Source organism: Sphingomonas lenta (genome assembly GCF_002288825.1).
Taxonomy (GTDB): domain Bacteria; phylum Pseudomonadota; class Alphaproteobacteria; order Sphingomonadales; family Sphingomonadaceae; genus Sphingomonas; species Sphingomonas lenta.
Genome location: NZ_NSLI01000001.1, coordinates 439,857 through 462,387 on the forward strand (window position 1 = coordinate 439,857; position 22,531 = coordinate 462,387).

Here is a 22,531-nt window from a genome sequence, read left to right on the forward strand (position 1 = left end):
GCTGCTAGGTGGAATGCAGGATTTCGAGCTGCGGGTACCGCGGCTCATCGACCATGCCGAGCGCGAGCACGGGACGCGCGAGATCGTGTCGCGCTGGGCCGACGGCTCGGAGACGCGGACGGACTGGGCCGGTGTCGCCAGGGATGCGCGCAAGTTAGCGCAGGCGCTCGAGCGGCTCGGCGTCAAGCCCGGCGACCGCGTCGCGACGCTGGCGATGAACCACGCGCACCACCTCGTCGCCTGGTACGGCGTCATCGGCATGGGCGGCGTGATCCACACGATCAACCCGCGCCTGTTCGACGACCAGCTTGAATATATCGCCAACCACGCCGAGGATCGCGTCCTCTTCTACGACCGCATGTTCCAGCCCATCGTCGACCGCCTGCGCGACCGCTGGACGACGATCGAGCGCTACGTCGTCATGGACGGCGAGGGTGAGGACTCCTTACGCGCGCTGATCGACGCCGAGGACGGGAACTACGCCTGGGTCGAAGGGCCGGAGCGCGACCCGTGCATGCTCTGCTATACCAGCGGCACGACGGGCAATCCGAAGGGCGTACTCTACACGCACCGCTCCAGCCTGATCCACGCCATGGCGGAGGTGCAGCCCTCGGTCTTCGACCTCAGCTGCCGCTCGGTCGTGATGCCGATCGTGCCCATGTTCCACGCCGCCGCCTGGGGCCTGCCCTTCGCCGCGCCGCTCGCGGGCTGTAAGGTCGTCATGTCGGCGGTGAACGAGCCCAAGGTGATCTGCGAGCTGATGAACCGCGAGCGCGTGACGCATTCGGCGGGCGTGCCCACCGTCTGGCTCGGCATGTTCCAGTACATGGACGCGACCGGCGACCAGCCGGAGCACCTGAAGCTCGTCACCATCGGCGGCTCCGCGGCCCCGCGCGCGATGATCGAGCGGATCATGCGGATGGGCATGCGCGTCAACCATGCCTGGGGCATGACGGAAACGTCGCCGATCGGCACCATGGGTGCGCCGCCGGTGAACTGGGACGAGATGACGTTCGAGGAGCAGGTCGACGAGGTCACGCGTCAAGGCCGCGTGCCGTTCGGCGTCGAACTGCGGGTCGTCGACGACGAGGACCGGGTGCAACCGCGCGACGGGCAGTCCAGCGGCCGCCTTCAGATCCGGGGCCCCTGGGTGGTCAGCCGCTACTTCAAGGCGGACGCGGACGCGGTGGACGCGGACAACTGGTTCGACACGGGCGACGTCGCCGTGCTCCACCCGGACGGCACCATGCAGATCACCGACCGCGCCAAGGACGTGATCAAGTCGGGCGGCGAGTGGATCAGCTCCGTCGAGCTGGAGAACGCCGCGGTCGGCTGTCCCGGCGTGGCGGAGGCTGCCGCGATCGGGGTGTATCACCCCCGCTGGGAAGAACGCCCGCTGCTGCTGGTCGTGCGTAAGCCCGGCGCGGAGGTCACCGCGCACGAGATTACGGCGCATCTGGCGCAGCACGTCGCCAAGTGGTGGCTGCCGGACGAGATCGTGTTCGTGGACGAGTTGCCGCATACCGCGACGGGCAAGCTGCTAAAGACGGCGCTCAGGGAGCGGTACAAAGACTATCGGTTGGCGGCGGCTTAGGGCCGCTCGTCCTCGGTTCCTCAACTCGTCACCCCGGGCTTGACCCGGGGTCCACGCGCGGCACGCTCGTTCGTAATGGTGCTCTCGGACAAGCCGACGCGCATGGATGCCGGATCAAGTCCGGCATGACGGTAAGGCGGATAGCGCTGAGCGTCAGCGCCCGTCCTTGCTCATATCCCCCGGCTCGCCCTCCAGGTCCGGCGCGGCGTGGTTGCCGTAGCCGGCGCCCGCGTCTTCGCTCGGCTCGGCGCCGGTCGCCGCGCCCGAACCCGCGCCCTCGCGGTCGGCGTCGTTGGGGCTGAGGGGCTGGGCGGCGGGGTCGGGCAGGTCTCGCTTGTCGGTCATGCGTCGTTCCTTTCAGCCCAGACAACGGCCGGACGCCCACCCCGGTTGCCTCAGTCGAACAGCTCGCCTTGCGAGCCCCGCGGCGGCCGGAACAGGTCGGAGCGCAACCCGATCCGCGCCCCGTCCAGCCCGTGCTTGCGCGCCGCCAGCCGGAACCGTGCCCGGAACAGATCAGCCCAGGGCCCCGAACCCTGCATGCGCGTGAAGAAGTTCGGATCGTTGTCGCGCCCGCCCCGGATCGACTGGACCATCGACATCACCTTGCCGGCCCGCTCGGGGAAGTGCTCGTCCAGCCAGGCGCGGAACAGCGGCGCGACCTCCCAAGGCAACCGCACGGGGATGTAGCCCACCGCGGTCGCGCCCGCCTCCGCCGCGCGCGCGACTAGCGCCTCCATCTCGCCGTCGGTGATCGCCGGGATCACCGGCGAGATCGACACGTACACCGGCAAGCCTGCCTCGGCGAGCTTGCGTACCGCGAGCAGCCGCCGCTCGGGGTGCGGAGCACGCGGCTCGACGGTCATCGCCACCTTGGGATCGAGCGACGTCACCGACACGGCGACCGCCGCCAAGCCGTCGCGCGCCATCGGCCCGAGCAGGTCGAGGTCGCGCACCACGCGGTCTGACTTGGTCGTGATCGTCAGCGGGTGGCGGCACTCCGCCAGAACCTCGACGACCGATCGCGTGATCCGCCACTCGCGCTCGATCGGCTGGTACGGGTCGGTGTTCGTCCCCAGCGCGATCGGCGCGACCTGATAACCGGGCTTGGCGAGCTCGGCGCGCAGCAGAGCGGCGGCGGCGGGCTTAGCGAACAGCCGGCTCTCGAAATCCAGCCCCGGCGAGAGATCATGGAACGCGTGGCTCGGCCGCGCGAAGCAGTAGATGCAGCCGTGCTCGCACCCGCGATACGGGTTGACCGATCGGTCGAACGGCACGTCGGGCGACCGGTTGCGGCTGATGATCGTCTTGGGATGCTCGACGGTCACCATCGTCCGGAGAGGGGGTGGAGCGCCGTCCAGCGCCTCGCGCGCGTCGAGCCAATCCCCGTCCGCTTGCGTGTGCGGAAGGTTGCAGCGGCGGCTCTCCGCATTCAGCGTGGCCCCGCGCACGGCCCGAGTCTTAGCCATTGACGGCAGGCTAGCGGGCGAGCCAGAACATAGCAAGAACGAGTGAGGAGGACGATATGGCACGCCTGAACTACCTTGAACTGCCAGTGCAGGATCTACCGAAAGCGCGCAGCTTCTATGCGGACGCGTTCGCTTGGACGTTCACCGACTTCGGCCCGAGCTACTCGGCGACCATGACCGGCGACACGGATATTGGACTCCAAGGCGATCCGGCCGAAACGACCGCCGCGCTGCTGCCGGTCATCCAGGTGGACGACCTCGACGCCGCGCTGGCCCGCGTCGAGGCGGCGGGCGGCACGATCACGCTGCCGATCTTCTCGTTCCCGGGCGGTCGCCGCTTCCACTTCCGCGACCCGGCCGGCCACGAGCTCGCGGCGATGCAGCCCGCGGCCTAGGCCGCCAGCTCCTCCGGCCGGCGCTCCCCCGCCTCGTGCAGGCTGTCGAGATAATGCGCCGCGAGTAGGTAGTGCGCCTTCACCGCGGCCGGGTGCTGGGCCGTCTGCGCCATCTCCAGTTCCGCTTCCGCCCGCCGATAAAAGTACGCGACGTCGTTCTTGTTCATCGAAACTCGTGCTCTCTCCATAGCGCGCACGCGTCACCGCTAACCCGGCGCGCGGCGTCGTCATCGGCCCGAAATGGCGAATGCCCCTCGGGACCTCTCAACCGTCACGACCGAGCCCCGGTTCCGTTTCCGGAACGTTCCCCGGCCAGAAAAGAGCACGGCGGCGGTCCGGTGCAGGAAGGACGGCCGCCGCCGTGCGTCCCGAGCCGCTTGGGAGAACGGGCCGGGTTGTCAAAGACCGGATGAACGAGGGTTGCATCATCCGGTCGCGACGCGGATCACATAACCGCAGCGATGACGTCTCGCGTTCACTTGGGTTGTTAGCGATAGTTAAATGCGGTCAAGCGAGTGTCGGCCCCGATCGCAGGCGGCTCCGGCTCGACTACCGCTCCATCAATCGCGGCATGAGCTCGACGAAGTTGCAGGGCCGGTGCCTGCTGTCGAGCTGGTCTTGAAGGATGCCGTCCCACGCGTCCCTAACCGCCCCGGTCGAGCCCGGTAGCGCGAAGATGTAGGTGCCCCGCGCCACACAGGCGCAGGCGCGTGATTGGATGGTGGAGGTGCCGATCGTCCGGTAGCTCAGCCAGCGGAACAGCTCGCCGAAGCCGGGGATCATCTTGTCGGCGACTTGGCTGATCGCCTCGGGCGTCACGTCGCGCCCGGTCACGCCCGTACCGCCCGTCGTGATGACGCAATCGACCGTCGGGTCGTCGATCCAGCCGTCCAGCTTCGCGACGATCGCGTCGGCGTCGTCGCGTTCGATCGCGCGGTCGGCGAGTTCGTGCCCCGCCGCCGTCAGTCGCTCGACGAGCGTATCGCCCGAGCGGTCGTCGGCGGGGCCTCGCGTATCCGACACGGTCAGGACGGCGATGCGGACGGGCCTGAACGGCCGCGTCTCATCGACTGGCATTCGTCGGGCCGACGCCGGCCGTCGCAGTGGCGGTCGGCTGCGCGTTGATCCGCACCGCCGTCGCACCCGTCATGCCGGGGAAGCGCGGCCACATGCCCTGCGCCAGCGCCTTGCGGCTGGTGGAACCGGCCTTGCCCGCCACGCCCTCGTACATCCAATAATTGCGCAGCACGGTCGTGACGTAACCGCGCGTCTCCCAATACGGGATCGACTCGATGTAGAGCAGCGGGTCTCCGCCGTCGCGGATCAGATGGTTCCACTCGCCCACGGGCGTCGCGCCGGCATTGTAGGCGGCGATCACCTTGGGCAGCAGCCCGCCCGTGGTCTGCGTCATGTCGCGCAGCCGCTCCAGGTGGCGCTGGCCGATGTCCATGTTGGTCGACGGCTTGGACAGCACGCTCCGGTCCATGCCCGGCAGCCCGCGCTCGCGCGCGAAGTCGATCGCGGCCGCCGGCATGATCTGCATGAGGCCGTAGGCGCCCGCGGGACTGACCACCGTCGGCCGGAAGCGCGACTCCTCCAGCGTGTGCGCGAACACGAGCGCCTTGTCGACGCGCCAGCCGCTGTCCGGCTTCCAGGTCGGTACGGGATAGCGCATCTCGGCGGCGGGGCGGAACCCGGCCGGGCAGTTGTGCGCGAGCCAGAGCGTCGTGTCGGGAAGGTCCAGCGTCTCGGCCAGGCGGAGCAGGCCGGGGAACTCCGTCGTCGAGCCGATCCGCGCCTGGTGACGCAGCACGTCGTCGGCCAGCCCGGCCTCGCCGATCTCGACCAGCGCGGCCGCGACGCGGACGTTGGGCCGCCTGTCGAGCGCCGCCCAGTCGCCTGCGACGAGCCCCGTCTTTGGCGCGACCGCCGCCTTCATGCCCAGCGTCTGGCGGGCGAGCTGGCCGTAGAAGCTTTCGGAGAACTGCGCGGCGTTCTTCAAGCGTGCTTCGACGCGGTCGGGCCGGCGGCACGCCATGTCCGCGCGCGCGGCCCAGTAGAGGCCGGCCGCCCGCAGATCGACGTCGCCGGCGCGCGCCGCGACGTTCTCGAAACCCTGCGCCGCCGCGGCGCAATCGCCCGTGCGCCACGCCGACAGCGCGCTCGTCCAGCGCGCCTGCACCGCCCACTCGCCCCAGCCGTTCTCGGCCTTGGCGGCCATGGCGCGCGCGTTCACGTCGTCGTGGCGCAGGAAGTAGATCCAGGCGACGCGCGCCTGCCATTCGGTCAGTGCTTCGGGCGACAGGCCGGGCGTCGCCTCCAGCAGCGCCTGCGCCTCTACGCCCAAGTCCGCCTTGACGAGCGGCTGCATCCTGTCGGCCAGGTCGGCCGCGATCTGGTCGCTCTTGACCGCCTTGGCGCGCACCCGACGCGGCGCGCCGTCGTTCCAGATCAGCCGTTGCGCGGTCGGCAGCGGCGGCAGTTCCTCGGCGCCCCGCGTCCGCGCGAGCCGCGCCAGCGCCTCCGCCTGGGGCAGCTCCGGCGCCTCGTTCAGCAGCGCGACCAGAGGCTCCAACTCGGCGCGGGGCGAGTTCTTGGCGGTGAACAGCTCCGCGCGCGCCACTGCGTGGAGCGGTCCCGGCTTCAGCGCGTCGAGCGCGAGCTGCGCGTCGAGCCAGCGCCCGTCGCGGATCGCCGCGAACGCCGCGCGGTACCCGTCGCGCTGCTCGGCGTCGAGTTGCGCCGGGATCTGCGTGCGCGGCGCGGCCGCCGCGGCGGGGGGCTCGGCGGCCTCGTTCGCCAGCGCCGGCTCGGCCATGAGCGCGAGGGCGCACGTGAAGAGGAGCTTGTTCTTCATTTCCCCGTTCCCCGGATCAGCAACTGCAGGTCCGCCCAGGCCTCGCGCTTCCGGCCCGGGTTCTCCAACAGGAACCGCGGGTGGAAGCTCGCGACCGCCTCCGACCGGCCACCCTTATGGTCGATGGGGTGCAATCGTCCCCTGGCCTCCAGCACGCTCATCCCGAGCACCGCACGGCTCGCCGTATCGCCCATCAGCAGCAGCCGCTTGGGCGCGACGAGCCCGGCGTGGTGGCGCGCCAGCTCGCCCAGCCGCGCCTGGTCGTCGCGGCCGACCCGCCCGCCCGTGGGGCGCTTGGCGCAGACCGACGCCAGGTGCACCGACTCGCGCGACAGGCCGATCGCGGCGAGCATGCGGTCGAACAGCCGCCCCGCTTCGCCCGACAGCAGCTTGCCCGCCGCGCAATCCTCACGGTCGGGCACGTCGGACAGCACCATGACGGCCGCGGGTGCCGGCCCGCTCGCCAGTACCGCGGGCCCGATCCAGCGCGCTTCAGGCGCGTGCTCGCCCCCGCGCCAGGCCAGGAACGCGTCCCACTCGCCCGGCGGCAGGTCGGTGCTCTCAGGCTCGGCGGTGGGCGCGGGAGGAGACGCGGCGGGCTTCGCGAACCAGTCGCGGGGAGTATCCTCGACGAGCAGGTCGACGCCCGCGTCGCGCCACCATTCCAGCGCGGATTCCAGCACTTGCCGGTCGTATTGGGCGACCTCGCTCACTATATGCGGGCTTGAGCGAAGGTTGACGTTCACGTCAACCTGCCCCATCGCCGAAACAAGACGGAACGAAACGCGCCCGCGCCCGATCGTTACGGGGCCGTGGCCAGGAGAGTGGAATGAGCGAACGCGAGTCGATGCCCTATGACGTCGTGATCGTCGGTGCCGGTCCCGCCGGCCTGACCGCCGCGATCCGGCTGAAGCAGCTCAGCAACGAGAACGGCCAGGAGCTGTCCGTCTGCGTGCTCGAGAAGGGTTCGGAGGTCGGCGCGCACATCCTGTCGGGCGCGGTGATCGATCCGCAGGGGATGGACGAGCTGTTCCCGGACTGGCGCGACACCGACTGCCCGCTCGCGCAAACGCCGGTGACCGAGAACTACCATTGGGTGCTGACCAAGAAGGGTAAGGTCAACTTGCCGCACCTGTGGACGCCTCCGTTCCTCCACAACAAGGGCACCTACACGACCTCGCTCGCCAACCTCTGCCGCTGGCTGGCGGGCAAGGCCGAGGAGCTGGGCGTCGAGATCTTCCCCGGCTTCGCCGCCGCCGAGATCCTCTATCACGAGGACGGGCGCGTGAAGGGCGTGGCGACCGGCGACATGGGTGTCGCACGCGACGGCACGCGCAAGCCCGACTACCAGCCCGGCCTTGAGCTCCACGCCAAGTACACCTTCTTCTCCGAGGGCGCGCGCGGGCACCTGACCAAGCAGGTCATCCGGCAGTTCGATCTCGATCGCGACAGCCAGCCCCAGACCTACGGCCTGGGCGTCAAGGAGCTGTGGGACATCGCGCCCGAGAAGCATGTGCCCGGCCGCGTCATCCACACCCAGGGCTTCCCGCTCGACGAGCACACCAACGGCGGCGGCTGGATCTACCACCAGGCGAACGGGCAGGTGTCGATCGGCTTCGTCACCTGGCTCAACTACTCCAACCCGTACGTCTCGCCCTTCCACGAGATGCAGACCTGGAAGACGCACCCGGCGGTCGCCGAGCTGCTGGAGGGCGGCAAGCGCGTGGCGTACGGCGCGCGCGTCATCAACGAGGGCGGGCTTCAGGCCATCCCCGAGCTCGTCTTCCCCGGCGGCGCGCTGATCGGCTGCTCGGCGGGCTTCCTTAACGTGCCGCGCATTAAGGGCGTTCACGGCGCGCAGAAGTCGGCGATGATGGCCGCCGAGGCGGCGTTCGAGGCGATCCGGGCGGGCCGCGAGGGCGACACGCTTTACGCCTACCCGCAGGCGTTCCGCGCGTCCTGGCTGTACAAGGAGCTGTCCGTCGCCCGCAACGTCGCGCCGCTGGTCAAGAAGTTCGGCGACTTCGCCGGGTCCGGCCTGTCAGGCGTCAATATGTGGTTCGAGCATTTCGGCGTCCGCATGCCGTTCACCATGAAGCTCAAGCCCGACCACACGACCTTGTGGCGCAAGGACCAGGTCAAGCCGAAGGTGTACCCCAAGCCCGACGGCGTGCTCACCTTCGACCGGCTGTCCTCGGTGTTCCTGTCGAACACCAACCACGAGGAGGACCAGCCCGTCCACCTCCAGCTCAAGGATCCGTCGCGCCCGATCGAGTACAACCTGCCGCTCTACGACGAGCCGTCGCGGCTCTACTGCCCGGCAGGGGTGTACGAGGTCGTCGGCGAAGAGGAGGGCGACCCGAAGTACGTCATCAACGCGCAGAACTGCGTCCACTGTAAAACGTGCGACATCAAGGACCCGACGCAGAACATCAACTGGGTCGTGCCGGAGGGCGGGGGTGGGCCTAATTACCCGAATATGTAGCGCGCCAGCGCGGCCGGCGTCGGCTCGCCGACGGTCGACGACGCGGCTTCGCCGCGGTGCGCTCACGCTTGGTCTGGCGCTCGTCCCCACGCCGGCCCTCGCAGACACCAGCGGACTCGCTGCCTATCTCCGCGCCCGCGTCGCCGACAGTCGCGGCGAGGTCGACCGCGCCGCCGCCGACTACGCCCGCGCACTCACGCAAGCGTCCGACCCTGCCGTCGCGATCCGCGCCTATCGCGAGGCGCTCGCCGCCGGCGATCTTCAGCTCGCCGCCCGCGCGCTCGCCATCCTCGACAAGGCCGGCGTCGCCCCGGAGGATGCAACGCTTCTCACCGCGGCCCGAGCCGCGCGCGCGGGCGACACGGCCGCGGTCGAAGCCGCTGCGGCGAAGCTCGGCGCCGGCCGGCTCGTCATCCTCGCGCCCGTGGTTCGCGCCTGGGTAGCGCAATCGCGTGGGCAGGATCCGATGCCGGTTCTCGAGAGCGCGACCGATCCCGTCGCGCGCCGCTTGGCCACCGAAGCGCGCGTGCTCCTGCTCATCGCGGCGGGTCGGGCGGACGAAGGGCTTCAACAGCTTCAGTCGCTCGGCGGCGCGAGCGCGGCGATGGACGTCCGCATCGCCGCGGCGCAGCTACTGGGCGGCGCAGGCAAGCCGGAGCTCGCGCGCCGGCTGTTTCCCGCCGACCAGTCCGGCATCGCCGACGCGCTCGCGCGCGCGCCGGTGAAGCCGTCGCCCGGCTTCGGCGTGTCGCGCCTGTTCGCGCGCGTCGCGTCCGACTTGGTGGGCGGCGACGAGCCCAACCTGCTCAGCATCACGCTCACCCGCGCCGCGCTCGTCGCGGACCCCAGCAACGACCGCGCCCGCCTGCTCCTGGCCAACGCGCTCGCCAAGGCGGGCGCGACCGACCGCGCGCTCGCCGTGCTGGGCGAGATCGGGAATGACAGCCCGTTCGGCTCCGCCGCCGCTTCCGCCCGCATCACCGTCCTCACGGGCGCGAACCGCCGCGCGGAAGCGCTCGCCGACGCGCGCCGGCTCGCCGAGCGCGGAGATAGCGGCCGCAACGACTGGCAGCTCTACGGCGACCTCCTCTCCGCGTCCGACCGCCCGGCGGAGGCGGTTCCCTTCTACCGCCGCATCGCGGAGGGCGAGGGCAGGGGCGAGTGGGACGCTTGGATGCAGCTCGGCGGTGCTCTGGAGCTGGCGGGCGACTGGCCGGCCGCGCGCGATGCGCTCGCGCGGGCGGTCCAACTCGCCCCCGACGAGCCGCTCGCGCTGAACTATCTCGGCTATGCCCGCATCACGCGCGGTGAGGCGAGGGAGGCGTCCACGCGCCTCCTCGAGCGCGCGCACCAGCTCGCGCCGGAAAACACGTCCATCACCGATTCGCTCGGCTGGGCATATCATCTCACGGGCGACACGCGCCGCGCGCTGCCGCTGCTGGAACGCGCGGCCGAAGGCGAGCCGGGCAACGCCGAGATCGCCGAGCATTTGGGTGACGCCTATTGGGCGCTCGGCCGGCGCTACGAGGCGCGCTACGCGTGGCGGGCCGCGGCGGTGGTGGCGGATGCGAAGGACAAGGCGCGGCTGAGCGAGAAGGCTGTGACGGGTCTGCCTTAACTGCCCCTCCCTCGAAGGGGACGCGCTCGCTATGGCGCGCCCGTGATCCGCGAACCAGCCCCCGCCAAGCTCAATCTCGCCCTCCACGTCCGAGCTCGTCGCCCGGACGGCTACCACGACCTGGAGACCCTGTTCGCCTTCTGCCGCGACGGCGACCTGATCGAACTGGCCCCCGCCGAAGCGAACCGCTTCGCCATCGCCGGACCCTTCGCCGCCGCCCTGGAGGAGTCGACCGACAACCTCGTCACCCGAGCCGCCCAAGCCTTCGCGACCGCGTTCGGCGTGACCCGCCCCCACGCGATCACGCTCACCAAGAACCTGCCGGTCGCGTCGGGCATCGGCGGCGGCTCGGCCGACGCGGCGGCCACGCTGCGCGCGCTCGCCAGGCTGCACGGGGTGCCGCTCGACCGTCCCGACCTTCACGCCCTCGCCGCGGAACTCGGCGCCGACGTTCCCGCCTGCCTGCTCGGCCGCACCGCGATCGGGCGGGGGAGGGGGGACGCGCTTCGGCCTGTCCCCGGGCTGCCGAGCCTGCCCGTCCTCCTCGTCAATCCAGGCGTGCCCGTCTCCACCGCCGCCGTGTTCGCACGCTGGGACGGCGCCGACCGCGGACCGCTGGGCGGGGGCGATCCGCTTTCGGTCGCGCGCGCCGGCCGCAACGACCTGGAGCCCGCAGCCCGCGCACTCGCGCCCGAGATCGACGAGGTGCTCGCGCTGCTCTCCGCGCAGCCCGGCGTGCTGCTCGCCCGCATGTCCGGTTCCGGCGCGACCTGCTTCGCGCTGTTCGAGGACGAGCGCGCACGCGCCGTGGCACGCGATGCGGTCGCCGAGCGGGGCTGGTGGCGTCTCGAAACGGCACTGGCCTGACACGCGGCCGTGCCGCGCCGGGACGGTCGCGCCCAATTAGCGCTGGCGTTCGAGGTGGCATCCTGCTTGCAATGTGTTTCGAGACGGGTCCGAGGAGGGGAAACCTCGCGCATCCGTCGGTGGTCCGCGGTCCCCGCGCGCCATTGCACGAAAGGGCGGCCGTCCGCGCGGCCGCCCTTTCTCGTTTCTGCTTTCGGTCGCGCGCTTTTTCCTCCCCTACGGGAAGGAAAATTCCTTGTATCGTGCTGCTCTGTTCCTATCTTGTTCCTGCTTACGACAGAGTGTAAATGACAGCACGCGCGTTGATGGTTTCGCGTGATTGCTATAGCCACGAGGACGAACAGGACATGGCAACCTCTCTAAAGGTAATCGACGGCATGGCGACCGCGAACGCAGACCGGCAAAAGGCGCTCGACGCGGCGCTGGCTCAGATCGACCGCGCTTTCGGCAAGGGCTCGGCGATGAAGCTCGGCCAGCGCGAGGCGATGAAGGTGGAGGCGGTCTCGACCGGCTCGCTCGGCCTCGACATCGCGCTGGGCGTCGGCGGCCTGCCGCGCGGCCGCATCGTGGAGATCTTCGGGCCGGAGAGCTCGGGCAAGACCACGCTCGCGCTCCACGCCATCGCCGAGGCGCAGAAGATGGGCGGCACCGCCGCCTTCGTCGACGCGGAGCACGCGCTCGACCCCGTCTACGCCAAGAAGCTGGGCGTCAACATCGACGACCTCATCGTCAGCCAGCCCGACACGGGCGAGCAGGCGCTGGAGATCACGGACACGCTGGTCCGCTCCAACGCGATCGACGTGCTGGTGGTCGACTCGGTCGCCGCGCTCGTTCCGCGCGCGGAGATCGAGGGCGAGATGGGCGACAGCCATGTCGGCCTGCAGGCGCGCCTCATGAGCCAGGCGCTCCGCAAGCTGACCGGCACGATCAGCCGTTCGCGGTGCCTGGTGATCTTCATCAACCAGATCCGCATGAAGATCGGCGTCATGTACGGCTCGCCGGAGACGACCACGGGCGGCAACGCGCTCAAGTTCTACGCGTCGGTCCGTCTCGACATTCGTCGCACGGGCGCCGTCAAGGATCGCGACGAGGTCATCGGCAACACGACCCGCGTCAAGGTCGTCAAGAACAAGGTCGCGCCGCCGTTCAAGCAGGTCGAGTTCGACATCATGTACGGCGAGGGCGTCAGCAAGCTCGGCGAGCTAATCGACATCGGCGTCAAGGCCGGGCTGGTCGAGAAGTCGGGCTCGTGGTTCTCCTACGACTCGATGCGCATCGGCCAGGGCCGCGAGAACGCCAAGACGTTCCTTCGCGACAATCCGGAGGTCGCCGAGCGCCTGGAAAAGGCCATCCGCGGCCGCACCGACGAGGTGTCGGAGGAGCTGATGGTCGGTCCGAGCGAGGGCGACGACCTTTAAGTCAGCCTAAGACCCTCTCCCGCTTTCGCGGGAGAGGGACAGCTCGCTGCAGGCGAGCAGGGTGAGGGCCCGCCGGTGACGGAGGGCTCTTTCTTTTTGCGCCGACCTTCCGTTACCTCCCACTCGCCTTTGCCCGCGATCACTCACCCGTGCGTCGGTTCTCGCGTGCGGGGTTCTGTCGTAAGTAAACCTATGCTACTTTTTGCGTCGGCAGGAATCGGCAGGGGGTGCTATGCTTCAGCAGAACGCCGGGCTGAGAAGCTATGCGGCCAGAGAGCGTAAGCGCGTCCAGGGTTGGCTGGCCCGCGTCGATGCCGAGATCATCATGACGATGCTCCTGGCCCAGGTCGAGGCGGAGCTGGGCGGCGCCGTCGCCGAGATCGGGATCCACCACGGCAAATGCCTGATCGAACTTTGCCTGGGGCTGCGACCCGAAGAGCGGGCCTATGGTATAGACATCTTCGACGCCCAGCACATGAACCAGGATCGGTCGGGCAAGGGCGATCGGCGGATGCTCGAAGCGAACCTGACCCGCTTCGGCGTAGCCGCCGACCGCGTAGTCATCGACTCCAGATCGTCCCAGGAGGTGAAGCCGTCGGACATCATGGACGCCGTGGGGCCGGTCCGCCTTTTCAGCGTCGACGGCGGGCACTGGCTGGAAATCGTGCGGAGCGATTTGCGACTGGCCGAAGCCGTGCTCGCTCCGCATGGGGTGATCGCGCTCGACGACTTTCTTCGTACGGAATGGCCCGACGTCTCGGCCGGTTACTTCGGCTGGTTCGCGACGCGCGAACGGCCCCTGGTCCCCTTCGCGATCGGTTTCAACAAATTGTATCTGTGCGAGGATCGGTGGGTTTCCACCTACGCCGCGGCCCTGCAGCGCAACGTCTTCCTGCGTCGGTTCCTGACGAAGCGCGCCGTCATGCAGGGTTGCGAAGTCCCCATATACCAGTCCTTCATCGTTCCTGACTGGAGCAGGCGTCGGAAAGGCAAGGCTTTGGTTCCGCTGCTGATGCCCGAACTATGGGGTCGGTTCGCACGCCCTCGCGGTTGAGCTTCGCAACGCCGGGCACGCCATCGTCGTCCCGGTGCCCGGGCCCGGACTTCCGCGGGGCCGACTAGCTGGTCTAGGGAGATGCACCGGCTCAGGAACCTTGCCCATGATCACCGTCCACCATCTCGAGAACTCCCGCTCGCAACGCGTGCTCTGGATGCTGGAGGAGCTGGGGCTCCCGTATGAGATCCGTCGCTACGAGCGGAACCGGAAGACGATGCTCGCCCCGCCCGAGCTCAAGGCGGTGCACCCGCTCGGCAAGTCGCCCGTCATCGAGCATGAGGGCCGCGTCGTCGCCGAGACCGGCGCGATCGTCGAGTATCTGGTCGAGCTCGCCGACGGGAAGCTCGGCCCCCCGCCGCACCGCGACGCGGCGCTCCGTTACCGCTTCTTCCTCCACTACGCCGAGGGCTCGGTCATGCCGCCGCTGCTCGTCAAGCTCGTGCTGAGCCGCGTGCCCCTGCTCGGCAAGCAGGCGATCAAGCGCATCCAACCGATGATCGACACGCACCTCGACTTCATCGAATCCGAGTTGGCGACCCGTCCCTGGTTTGCGGGCGATCAGCTCTCCGCGGCGGACGTGATGATGAACTTCCCGCTCGAGGCCGCCCGGTCCCGCGGCGGCCTGGACGGGAGCCGCCCGCACACGATCGCCTGGCTCGACAAGGTCCACGCCCGCCCCGCCTACAAGGCGGCGCTCGCCAAGGGCGGGCCGTACGCCTATGCCTGAGCGCTACTCGCGGAAGCTGTCCCGGTCCACCGCCGGCCCGTGGCCCGAGGGCGCGGGCAGCGGGTCGATATCGGCGGGCTCCAACACGTCGAGCTGACCCTCCCACTTCGCCACCACCGCGCTCGCCACCGCGTTGCCGACGACGTTGGTCGCCGACCGCCCCATGTCGAGGAAGTGATCCACCGCCAGGATCAGCAGCAGCCCCGCTTCCGGTATGTCGAAGAAGGCGAGCGTCGCCGCGATCACCACCAGGCTCGCGCGCGGCACGCCCGCCACGCCCTTGGACGTGACCATCAGCACGAGCAGCATGGTGATCTGCTGCGCGACGCTGAGCTCGATGCCATAGGCCTGCGCAATGAACATCGTCGCGAAGGTCATGTAGATCATCGACCCGTCCAGGTTGAACGAGTAGCCCAGCGGCAGCACGAAGCTGGCGATGCGCGGCGGCACGCCGAACCGGTCCAGCGCCTCCAGCGTCCGCGGATACGCCGCCTCCGACGACGCCGTCGAGAAGGCCAGGATCAGCGGCTCGCGGATGTAGCGCACCAGCAGCCCCGTCCGCGCGCCCACGATCAGGAAACATACCCCGATCAGCAGCGCCCACAGGATCGCCATGCCGACGTAGAAGGTGCCCATGAAGTAGGCGAGGCTGCCCAGGATCGCCGGCCCGCGTTCCGCCAGCGTCCCCGCCACCGCCGCGAACACCGCAAACGGGGCGAACCGCATGACGTAGTTGGTGACCTGCAGCATCACCTGCGCCAGCCCGTCCACGCCACGCACAAGCGGCGCCGCGCGTTCGCCGACCGCCGTGATACCCACGCCTACGAAGATGGAGAAGACGACGATCTGCAGGATCTCGTTCTTCGCCATCGCGTCGATCATCGACGCGGGCACGATGTGCGTGATGAAGTCCTTAAGGTTGAACGCCGCCCGGTCGACGCCGCTCGCCGCCTCCGCGGGCGGGATCGGGATGCCGAGCCCCACGCCCGGCTGGAACAGGTTGACGAGCAGCAGCCCCAGGCTGAGCGACACCAAGCTCGCACCGATGAACCACGAGACCGCGCGGAAGCCGACGCGTCCCAGCGCCTGCGTATCGCCCATATGCGCGATACCGACCACCAACGTCGAGAAGACCAGCGGCGCGATGATCATCTTGATGAGCCGCAGGAACAAGGTCGTCACGATCGAGAAATAGCCCGCGATCTCCGTCAGCCGAGCGGTCGCCGCGGGCGAGCCGTCGCCGATCGACAGGTTGAGCGCGATGCCGACGACGAGGCCCAGCACCAGGCCGATCAAGATTTGGTAGGTGAGCCGCTTGCCCATCACACGCTTTCGAACAGGGGAGGAGTCGCAGGCACGGAACGGGATTGCGAGGGCGCGGTCAAGCGCCGTATCGCTTGAAACCATGCTGACCACCCGCCGCCAGGCGCTCGGAGCCGCGCTGTCGACGCCCTTCGTCCCCGCCATCCTCCGCGCCGCCGAGCCCGACCTGAGCGCGCTCACCGACCTCACAACCGGCGTCCGGCCGATCACCCCCGCCGAGCGCGCCGCGCGTCTCGCGAAGGCGCAGGCGCTGATGCGGGAGAACGGCATCGGCGCCGTCCTGATCGAGCCGGGCGCGAGCCTCGTCTACTTCACCGGCGTCCGCTGGGGCCGTTCGGAGCGCCTGACCGCCGCCGTGCTCCCGGCCGAGGGCGAGCCGATGATCGTGACGCCCTTCTTCGAGGAGCCGAGCGTCCGCGAGTCGCTCGCCATCCCCGCCGAGATCCGCGTGTGGCAGGAGCATGAGGATCCGGCGCAGGTGGTCGCGGGCTTCCTACGCGACCGCAAGCTCGCCGCACGCCCGATCGGCATCGAGGAGACCGCGCGCTTTTTCGCCGTCGACGGCCTCCGCCGCGCGCTCCCCAGCGCGCGGCTCGTCTCGGCCAACCCCGTCGTACGCGCCTGCCGCATGATCAAGTCGCCCGCCGAGATCGCGCTGATGCAGGCCGCGACCGACGTGACGATCGCCGCCTATCGCTGGACCTGGCCGCGCATCGACGCCGGCATGACCGGTGCGGAGATCGGCGCATTGATGAACGCCGCCACCCGCAAGCTCGGCGGGGATCCTCAGTTCGCGCTGGTGCTGGTCGGCGAAGCGTCGGCTTACCCGCACGGCATGAAGGCGGTGCACCGCGTCGCCCCCGGCCAGGTCGTGCTCATGGACTGCGGCTGCACCGTCCAGGGCTACCAATCCGATGTCTCGCGCACCGGCGTCTTCGGCCGCCCCACCGCTGAGGTCGCGCGCGTCTGGAACCACATGGCCGAGGGTCAGCGCATCGCGTTCGCCGCAGCCAAGCTTGGCACGCCCGCCGGTCAGGTCGACGACGCTGTGCGCCGCTACTACGTGAGCCTCGGCTACGGCCCCGACTACAAGCTCCCCGGCCTGTCGCATCGCACGGGCCACGGCATCGGCCTCGACGGCCATGAGCCCGTCAACCTCGTCCGCGGCGAGACGACGCGCCTCGTGCCCGGCATGTGCTTCTCCAACGAGCCCGGTATCTACCTGCCCGGCAAGTTCGGCGTCCGCCTGGAGGACTGCTTCTACATGACCGACACGGGCCCGCGCTACTTCAGCCAGCCACCTGCCTCGATCGAGCAGCCGGTCTAGCTTGAGGGCCGGGCGCGTCTCCCCTAAGCCGCGCGCATGACCTCCACGAACGACATCCGCCGCGGCTTCCTCGATTATTTCGCCGGCGCCGGCCACCAGGCCGTACCCTCCGCGCCGCTGGTGCCGCAGAACGACCCGACGCTGATGTTCGTCAACGCTGGCATGGTGCCGTTCAAGAACGTGTTCACCGGCCTGGAGTCGCGCCCCTATTCGACCGCGGTCTCGTCGCAGAAGTGCGTCCGCGCGGGCGGCAAGCATAACGACCTCGACAATGTCGGCTACACCGCGCGCCACCACACTTTCTTCGAGATGCTCGGCAACTTCTCGTTCGGCGACTATTTCAAGGAGCAGGCGATCCTGCACGCCTGGACGCTGCTGACGCGCGACTGGGGCCTGCCGGCCGAGAAGCTGACCGCGACGGTGTACCACACCGACGACGAGGCGTTCGCGCTCTGGACGCGTTTCCTACCCGAGAGCCGGATCATCCGCATCGCCACCAAGGACAATTTCTGGGCCATGGGCGACAGCGGCCCCTGCGGCCCCTGTTCCGAAATTTTCTTCGATCATGGCGAGCACATTCCCGGCGGCCCTCCGGGCAGCCCGGACGAGGACGGCGACCGCTTCGTCGAGATCTGGAACCTCGTCTTCATGCAGTATGAGCAGGAGGCGAACGAGATCGTCGCCGAGCTGCCCAAGAAGTCGATCGACACCGGCATGGGCCTGGAGCGCGTCGCCGCGGTGATGCAGGGCGTCCACGACAACTACGACACGGACACGTTCAAGGCGCTGATCGCCGCCTCCTCCGAGTTGACGCACACCCACGCGACCGGCGAGCACAAGGCGTCGCATCGCGTCATCGCCGACCATCTCCGCTCGGCCGGCTTCCTGGTCGCCGACGGCGTGCTGCCCGCCAACGAGGGCCGCGGTTACGTCCTCCGCCGCATCATGCGCCGCGCGATGCGCCACGCGCACCTGCTCGGCGCCAAGGAGCCGCTGATGCACCGGCTCGTGCCGTCGCTGGTCGCCGAGATGGGCGCGGCCTATCCCGAGCTCGTCCGCGCCCAGCCGCTGATCGAGGCGACGCTGCGCCAGGAGGAGACCCGCTTCCGGCAGACGCTCGACAAGGGCCTGCGCCTGCTCGACGATGCGACTGCGTCCATGTCGGCCGGCGGCACGCTGTCCGGCGAGACGGCGTTCAAGCTCTACGACACCTACGGCTTCCCCTACGACCTGACGGAGGACGCGCTGCGAGCGCAGGGCTTCGCCGCCGACCGCGCCGGCTTCGACGCGGCCATGGCCGAGCAGAAGCGCGCCGCCCGCGCCGCCTGGAAGGGATCGGGAGCGAAGGCGTCTGACGACCTTTGGTTCGACATCGCCGAAGAGGCGGGCGGCACAGAGTTCGTCGGCTACGCGGCAGAGGAAGGCGAGGGCGCGGTGGTCGCGATCGTCAGGGACGGCGCGCGTGTGGAGCGGGCCGGAGCTGGCGACGAGGTGATGGTCGTCACCAACCAGACGCCCTTCTACGCCGAGTCCGGCGGTCAGGTCGGCGATACGGGCGAGATCGGCAGCGAGAACGGGTTGCGCGCGCAAGTGACCGACACGTCGAAGCAGCTCGGCCGCCTCCACGTCCACCACGCGCGCGTGGAGCAGGGCGAGCTCGGCGTTGGTGATCCCGTTCGCCTCCGGATCGACCGCGCCCGCCGCGCCGCGATCCGCGCCAACCACTCCGCCACGCACCTCCTCCACGCCGCGCTCCGCGAGCGGCTCGGCAAGCATGTCGCGCAGAAGGGCTCGCTCGTCGCGCCCGAGCGGCTGCGCTTCGACGTCTCGCACCCGAACGCGATGAGCGCGGCCGAACTCGCCCAGGTGGAGGCCGACGTGAATGAGCAGGTACGCGCCAACACTCCCGTCACCACGCGTCTGATGACTCCCGACGAGGCGATCGCCGAGGGCGCGATGGCGCTGTTTGGCGAGAAGTACGGCGACGAGGTGCGCGTCGTCAGCATGGGCACGGACGGCGGCCGCTACTCGGTCGAGCTGTGCGGCGGCACGCATGTGTCGGCGCTGGGCGACATCGGCCTGTTCAAAGTCGTCGGCGAGGGTGCGGTCAGCTCGGGTGTCCGGCGGGTCGAGGCGCTGACCGGCGAAGCAGCGCGCGCCTATCTGAACGCGCGTGACGAGAAGCTGCGCGAGGCCGCCGCCGCGCTTAAATCGAGCCCCGACGAGGTGCCCGCCCGCGTGGCTCAGCTCATCGAGGAGCGCCGCCGCCTCGAGCGCGAACTCGCCGACGCCAAGCGCGCTCTCGCGCTCGGCGGCGGGTCGAGCGAGGCCGCCGGTCCCGAGCGGGTGAACGGCGTCGGCTTCATCGGCCAGGTGCTCGACGGTTTCGACGCCAAAGGTCTACGCGGCGCGGTGGACGACGCTAAGAAGCGCGTCGGCTCGGGTGTCGCGGTGCTCGTCGCCACCAACGAAGGCCGCGCTTCGGTCGCGGTCGGCGTGACCGATGACCTGATCGGGACCCACAACGCCGTCGACCTGCTCCGCCGCGCCGTCGCCGTGCTCGGCGGCCAGGGCGGGGGAGGGCGGCCCGACATGGCCCAGGGCGGTGGGCCCGACGCGGCCAAGGCCGCCGAAGCCGTCGCGGCCGTCCGGGCGGCTGTCGAGGAGTCCCGGGCCGCGGCCTGACGGATGCTGGAACGAGTGGAATACGAAACGGGCCGGAGCGTCGCCGCTCCGGCCCGTTAACGTTCTGACAGTGTGGCTTAGCGGTTCGACCGAGTCGTCCGCCGCGTGCGGGTCCGCGTCTGCGTGCGCGTGGTCGCGCGCGTCGCCGCAGCGCCCGTCGCCGCACCCGCGGCCGCGCCTGCGCCGGCCTCAGGTGTAGTGGTCGCCGCGCCGGTGTCGGCCGCACCCGTCGTCTCCGCGGCGGTGCTGCTGGCGCCGGTCGAGGCCGATCCGCCGCCCGCCGCCGTGATCGCCGCGTCGAGCTGCGCTTGCGTCAGGCCGACGACGGGGCCGTTCGGGCCCGCCGCGAAGCCGCTCACCGGCAGAACAACGTCGCCCTTGGGCGTGGTCACGGTGACGTTGGTCCCGTCGACCGACTTAATGGTCCCGATCGTAGCGCCCGCCGCGCCGCGCACCTGCGCGCCGGCGGTCAGCTGTTGCTGGAGCGCCTGGCCTTGCGCCTGTCGGGCTTGCGCCTCCACGTCGGCGCGCGAGACCGTCGCCTGCAACCCGCGTGGACCCGCGCTGATCGAGGTCGGCGGCAGAGCCGCGGGCGTGCCGCCGACGTCGACGACGACGGCCTGCGGCGTGACCTGCTTGATTTGGCCGAGCACCGCGCCCGTCGAGTCGTACACGGTCGCGCCGACGGTCGGGGTGGCGGTCGCCTGCGCTCCGGCGGCGGGGGCGGGAGCCGGCGTGGTCTGCGCGCCCGCAGTCGGAGCGGTCTGCGCGCTCGCCGCGGCGGCGACGAAGGTGAGGGCGCCGAATGCGGTGCCGGTCAGGAATTTCATGCGGGAATACTCCTTACTGTCCCGGAATGAAAACGTGCCGCGCCGGAGGGAGGTTCCCGCGGCTTACCTCAGCCCACTTCCTCCCGGCCGCGCAGCCGCCGGATCCTGGGCTCCCGCTCCAGCGCGGCGTCGCGCCGGATCGCCTGGCGCAGCTCGTCGCGCTTCTCGTGGATCGACGCGATCACCGGTCCCATCGCCACGCCCAGATCGACCAGCACCGCTTCCGAGAGCTGGAGCGAGCTCTCCAGCGTTTCCGGCACCGCGTCCGTCACGCCCGCGCGGTACAGCTCGGTCGCGTGCTCCGGGTCGCGAGCGCGCGCGATGATCGGCAGGTTGGGCGCGAGCGCCCGGACGCGCCGCGCCAAGTGCACGGTCAGCACCGGATCGTCCATCGTCAGGATCAGCGCGCGGGCGTGGGCGAGGTCGAGCCGCTCGATCAGCTCCGTCCGTGACGCGTCGCCGAAGATGAGTTTGTACCCCTTGCGCTTGCCCGCCGCGACCGCGTCGATATCTGCCTCGATCGCGACGTATGGTTGGCGATGAACGGTCAGCATGTCGGCCACCATGCGCCCGACGCGGCCGAAGCCGATGACGACGGTGCCCGGCCCCTCCGGCCCGATCGCCATCTCGACGGGCTCGCCCCGCCGCTCGATCCACCGCGCCGCGAGCCGCCCGCCCTTGGCGAGCAGCGGCGTGAGCGTCAGGCCGATCGCGGTGACCGTCTGCCAGAACGACGCCGTCGACGGCTGGATCAGCCCCGCGCCGAGCGCGGCGGCGAGTACGATCAGCGTCGTTTCGGACGGCGAGCCCATCAGCAGCCCCGTCTCCGCCGCCACGCCGCGCCGGGCGTTGGCGACGCGCAGGAGCAGGAAGGTGACCACCGTCTTCACCGCGACGACGAACACGAGCGCGGTGAGCAGACTCGGCCAATTCGCCGCGACGAGCCTGAGGTCGAGGCTCATGCCGACTGTAATCAGGAAAACGCCGAGCGCTAGGCCGCGGAACGGCGCGGTGATCGCCTCCACCTCGGCCCGATACTCGGTCTCCGCAATCAGCAGTCCGGCGATCAGCGCGCCCACGATCGGCGACAGGCCCGCCGCGACCGTGACCACGCTTGCGACGATCACCACCATCAGCGACGCCGCGAGGAACAGCTCGGGGCTCTTGGTTCGCGCGGCTTGCGCGAACAGGCGCGGTAGGACGAAGCGGCCCGCCATGAACAGCGCTCCCACCGCCAGCACGCCGCGCACCGCCACCATCGCCGCCTCGTCCAGGCCCGCCCCGCCGCGCGGCGACATGACGCCGAGCGCGAAGATGATCGGCACCAGCGCCACGTCCTCGAAGAGCAGCATGGAGAAGGCGCCGCGCCCGACCGCGCTCGTCGTGCCCGCGAGCGGCAGCACCAACGCGGTCGACGACAGCGCCAGCGCCAGCCCCAGCCCGATCGCGCCGGGCCAGTCCTGCCCGATTGTGTGCAGCCCCACCGCGACGATGGCGGCCGCGCCCAGCAGTTCGGCCGCGCCCAGCGCGAAGACGAGCCGCCGCATCGTCCACAGCCGCCGGAAGCTGAGCTCCAGGCCGATGGAGAAGAGGAGCAGGATGATCCCGAACTCGGCGAACGGCTCGATCGCCGGCTGGTTCGAGATGGTGACGTAGTAGAGCCACGGGTAGTCCGCGACCCAGGCCCCGAGCCCCGCTGGCCCGACCGCGATGCCCACCAGGATGAACCCGATCACCGGGCTGATGCGGAAGCGCGCGAAGGCGGGGATCACCAGCCCCGCCGCGCCCAGTATCACGAGCGCGTCGCTGACGCCTTGGTTGTTGATCTCGATCGCCACGGGGCCGAGCCTAGCCGCTCGGCCCCCGGCAAGTCAGCCGC

General features: G+C 70.1%; 19 protein-coding genes. 10 read left to right on the forward strand and 9 right to left on the reverse strand.

All coding sequences use genetic code 11. The features are described 5' to 3' along the window. The first annotated feature begins 13 nt into the window (after positions 1-13). Positions 14-1,594: a long-chain fatty acid--CoA ligase gene (locus CKY28_RS02075; RefSeq protein ID WP_095996663.1), complete on the forward strand. Its 1,581-nt coding sequence runs from the start codon at positions 14-16 to the stop codon at positions 1,592-1,594. 153 nt (positions 1,595-1,747) lie between these two features. Here the strand turns inward: CKY28_RS02075 and CKY28_RS02080 are convergent, their stop codons facing one another. Together CKY28_RS02080 and CKY28_RS02085 are read right to left on the reverse strand one after the other, a co-directional pair. After that, positions 1,748-1,939, reverse strand: coding sequence for a hypothetical protein (locus CKY28_RS02080; protein ID WP_095996664.1), 192 nt, complete (start codon positions 1,937-1,939; stop codon positions 1,748-1,750). A gap of 50 nt (positions 1,940-1,989) precedes the next feature. After that, positions 1,990-3,063, reverse strand: a complete 1,074-nt coding sequence (locus CKY28_RS02085; RefSeq protein ID WP_095996665.1) for a PA0069 family radical SAM protein — start codon at positions 3,061-3,063, stop codon at positions 1,990-1,992. 56 nt (positions 3,064-3,119) lie between these two features. Here CKY28_RS02085 and CKY28_RS02090 point away from each other — a divergent pair, with 56 nt between their 5' ends. After that, positions 3,120-3,458 (forward strand): VOC family protein, encoded by a 339-nt coding sequence (locus CKY28_RS02090; protein ID WP_095996666.1) that lies wholly within the window; start codon positions 3,120-3,122, stop codon positions 3,456-3,458. Here the strand turns inward: CKY28_RS02090 and CKY28_RS18485 are convergent. The 4 genes from CKY28_RS18485 to CKY28_RS02105 form a co-directional block, all read right to left on the reverse strand. Next, entirely contained in the window at positions 3,455-3,625 is a 171-nt protein-coding gene (locus CKY28_RS18485) for a hypothetical protein (protein ID WP_176472920.1), read from the reverse strand. The genes CKY28_RS02090 and CKY28_RS18485 overlap by 4 nt on opposite strands. Before the next feature lie 382 nt (positions 3,626-4,007). Next, a complete protein-coding gene (gene moaB / locus CKY28_RS02095) occupies positions 4,008-4,535 on the reverse strand; it encodes a molybdenum cofactor biosynthesis protein B (RefSeq protein ID WP_095996667.1) in 528 nt (175 codons plus the stop codon). Continuing rightward, complete coding sequence (locus CKY28_RS02100; RefSeq protein ID WP_095996668.1) at positions 4,522-6,315, reverse strand: lytic transglycosylase domain-containing protein; 1,794 nt, start codon at positions 6,313-6,315, stop codon at positions 4,522-4,524. The genes moaB and CKY28_RS02100 overlap by 14 nt, the downstream gene beginning before the upstream one ends. Then, a complete protein-coding gene (locus tag CKY28_RS02105; RefSeq protein WP_245841502.1) occupies positions 6,312-7,028 on the reverse strand; it encodes a uracil-DNA glycosylase in 717 nt (238 codons plus the stop codon). The genes CKY28_RS02100 and CKY28_RS02105 overlap by 4 nt, the downstream gene beginning before the upstream one ends. Before the next feature lie 116 nt (positions 7,029-7,144). Here CKY28_RS02105 and CKY28_RS02110 point away from each other — a divergent pair, with 116 nt between their 5' ends. The 6 genes from CKY28_RS02110 (at position 7,145) to CKY28_RS02135 (ending at position 14,487) form a co-directional block, all read left to right on the forward strand. After that, positions 7,145-8,800 (forward strand): electron transfer flavoprotein-ubiquinone oxidoreductase, encoded by a 1,656-nt coding sequence (locus CKY28_RS02110; RefSeq protein ID WP_095996670.1) that lies wholly within the window; start codon positions 7,145-7,147, stop codon positions 8,798-8,800. Beyond that, positions 8,775-10,418: a tetratricopeptide repeat protein gene (locus tag CKY28_RS02115; protein ID WP_245841504.1), complete on the forward strand. Its 1,644-nt coding sequence runs from the start codon at positions 8,775-8,777 to the stop codon at positions 10,416-10,418. Before CKY28_RS02110 ends, CKY28_RS02115 begins: the two co-directional genes overlap by 26 nt. Before the next feature lie 42 nt (positions 10,419-10,460). Further along, positions 10,461-11,285, forward strand: coding sequence for a 4-(cytidine 5'-diphospho)-2-C-methyl-D-erythritol kinase (locus CKY28_RS02120; RefSeq protein ID WP_095996671.1), 825 nt, complete (start codon positions 10,461-10,463; stop codon positions 11,283-11,285). Positions 11,286-11,632: 347 nt separating this feature from the next. Further along, a complete protein-coding gene (gene recA, locus CKY28_RS02125; protein WP_095996672.1) occupies positions 11,633-12,703 on the forward strand; it encodes a recombinase RecA in 1,071 nt (356 codons plus the stop codon). Between the two features lie 232 nt (positions 12,704-12,935). Continuing rightward, positions 12,936-13,757 (forward strand): class I SAM-dependent methyltransferase, encoded by an 822-nt coding sequence (locus CKY28_RS02130; protein WP_095996673.1) that lies wholly within the window; start codon positions 12,936-12,938, stop codon positions 13,755-13,757. Between the two features lie 106 nt (positions 13,758-13,863). Continuing rightward, positions 13,864-14,487, forward strand: coding sequence for a glutathione S-transferase family protein (locus tag CKY28_RS02135; protein WP_095996674.1), 624 nt, complete (start codon positions 13,864-13,866; stop codon positions 14,485-14,487). A 3-nt stretch (positions 14,488-14,490) separates the two neighbouring features. Here CKY28_RS02135 and CKY28_RS02140 read toward each other — a convergent pair whose 3' ends face one another. Next, complete coding sequence (locus CKY28_RS02140; protein ID WP_095996675.1) at positions 14,491-15,810, reverse strand: dicarboxylate/amino acid:cation symporter; 1,320 nt, start codon at positions 15,808-15,810, stop codon at positions 14,491-14,493. A gap of 82 nt (positions 15,811-15,892) precedes the next feature. On the opposite strand from CKY28_RS02140, the gene CKY28_RS02145 reads away from it, so the two are divergent. Then, the gene (locus CKY28_RS02145) at positions 15,893-17,137 is read left to right on the forward strand and encodes a M24 family metallopeptidase (protein WP_095996676.1); all 1,245 of its coding nucleotides are present in this window, start codon (positions 15,893-15,895) and stop codon (positions 17,135-17,137) included. Positions 17,138-17,173: 36 nt separating this feature from the next. Then, positions 17,174-19,822, forward strand: coding sequence for an alanine--tRNA ligase (alaS, locus tag CKY28_RS02150; protein ID WP_095996677.1), 2,649 nt, complete (start codon positions 17,174-17,176; stop codon positions 19,820-19,822). Between the two features lie 77 nt (positions 19,823-19,899). On the opposite strand, the gene CKY28_RS02155 is transcribed toward alaS, so the two are convergent. Both CKY28_RS02155 and CKY28_RS02160 read right to left on the reverse strand, forming a co-directional pair. Then, positions 19,900-20,652, reverse strand: coding sequence for a hypothetical protein (locus tag CKY28_RS02155; protein WP_095996678.1), 753 nt, complete (start codon positions 20,650-20,652; stop codon positions 19,900-19,902). A gap of 68 nt (positions 20,653-20,720) precedes the next feature. Then, on the reverse strand, positions 20,721-22,490 hold the full coding sequence (locus CKY28_RS02160) for a cation:proton antiporter domain-containing protein (protein ID WP_095996679.1): 1,770 nt from the start codon (positions 22,488-22,490) through the stop codon (positions 20,721-20,723). Between the last annotated feature and the right edge of the window lie 41 nt (positions 22,491-22,531).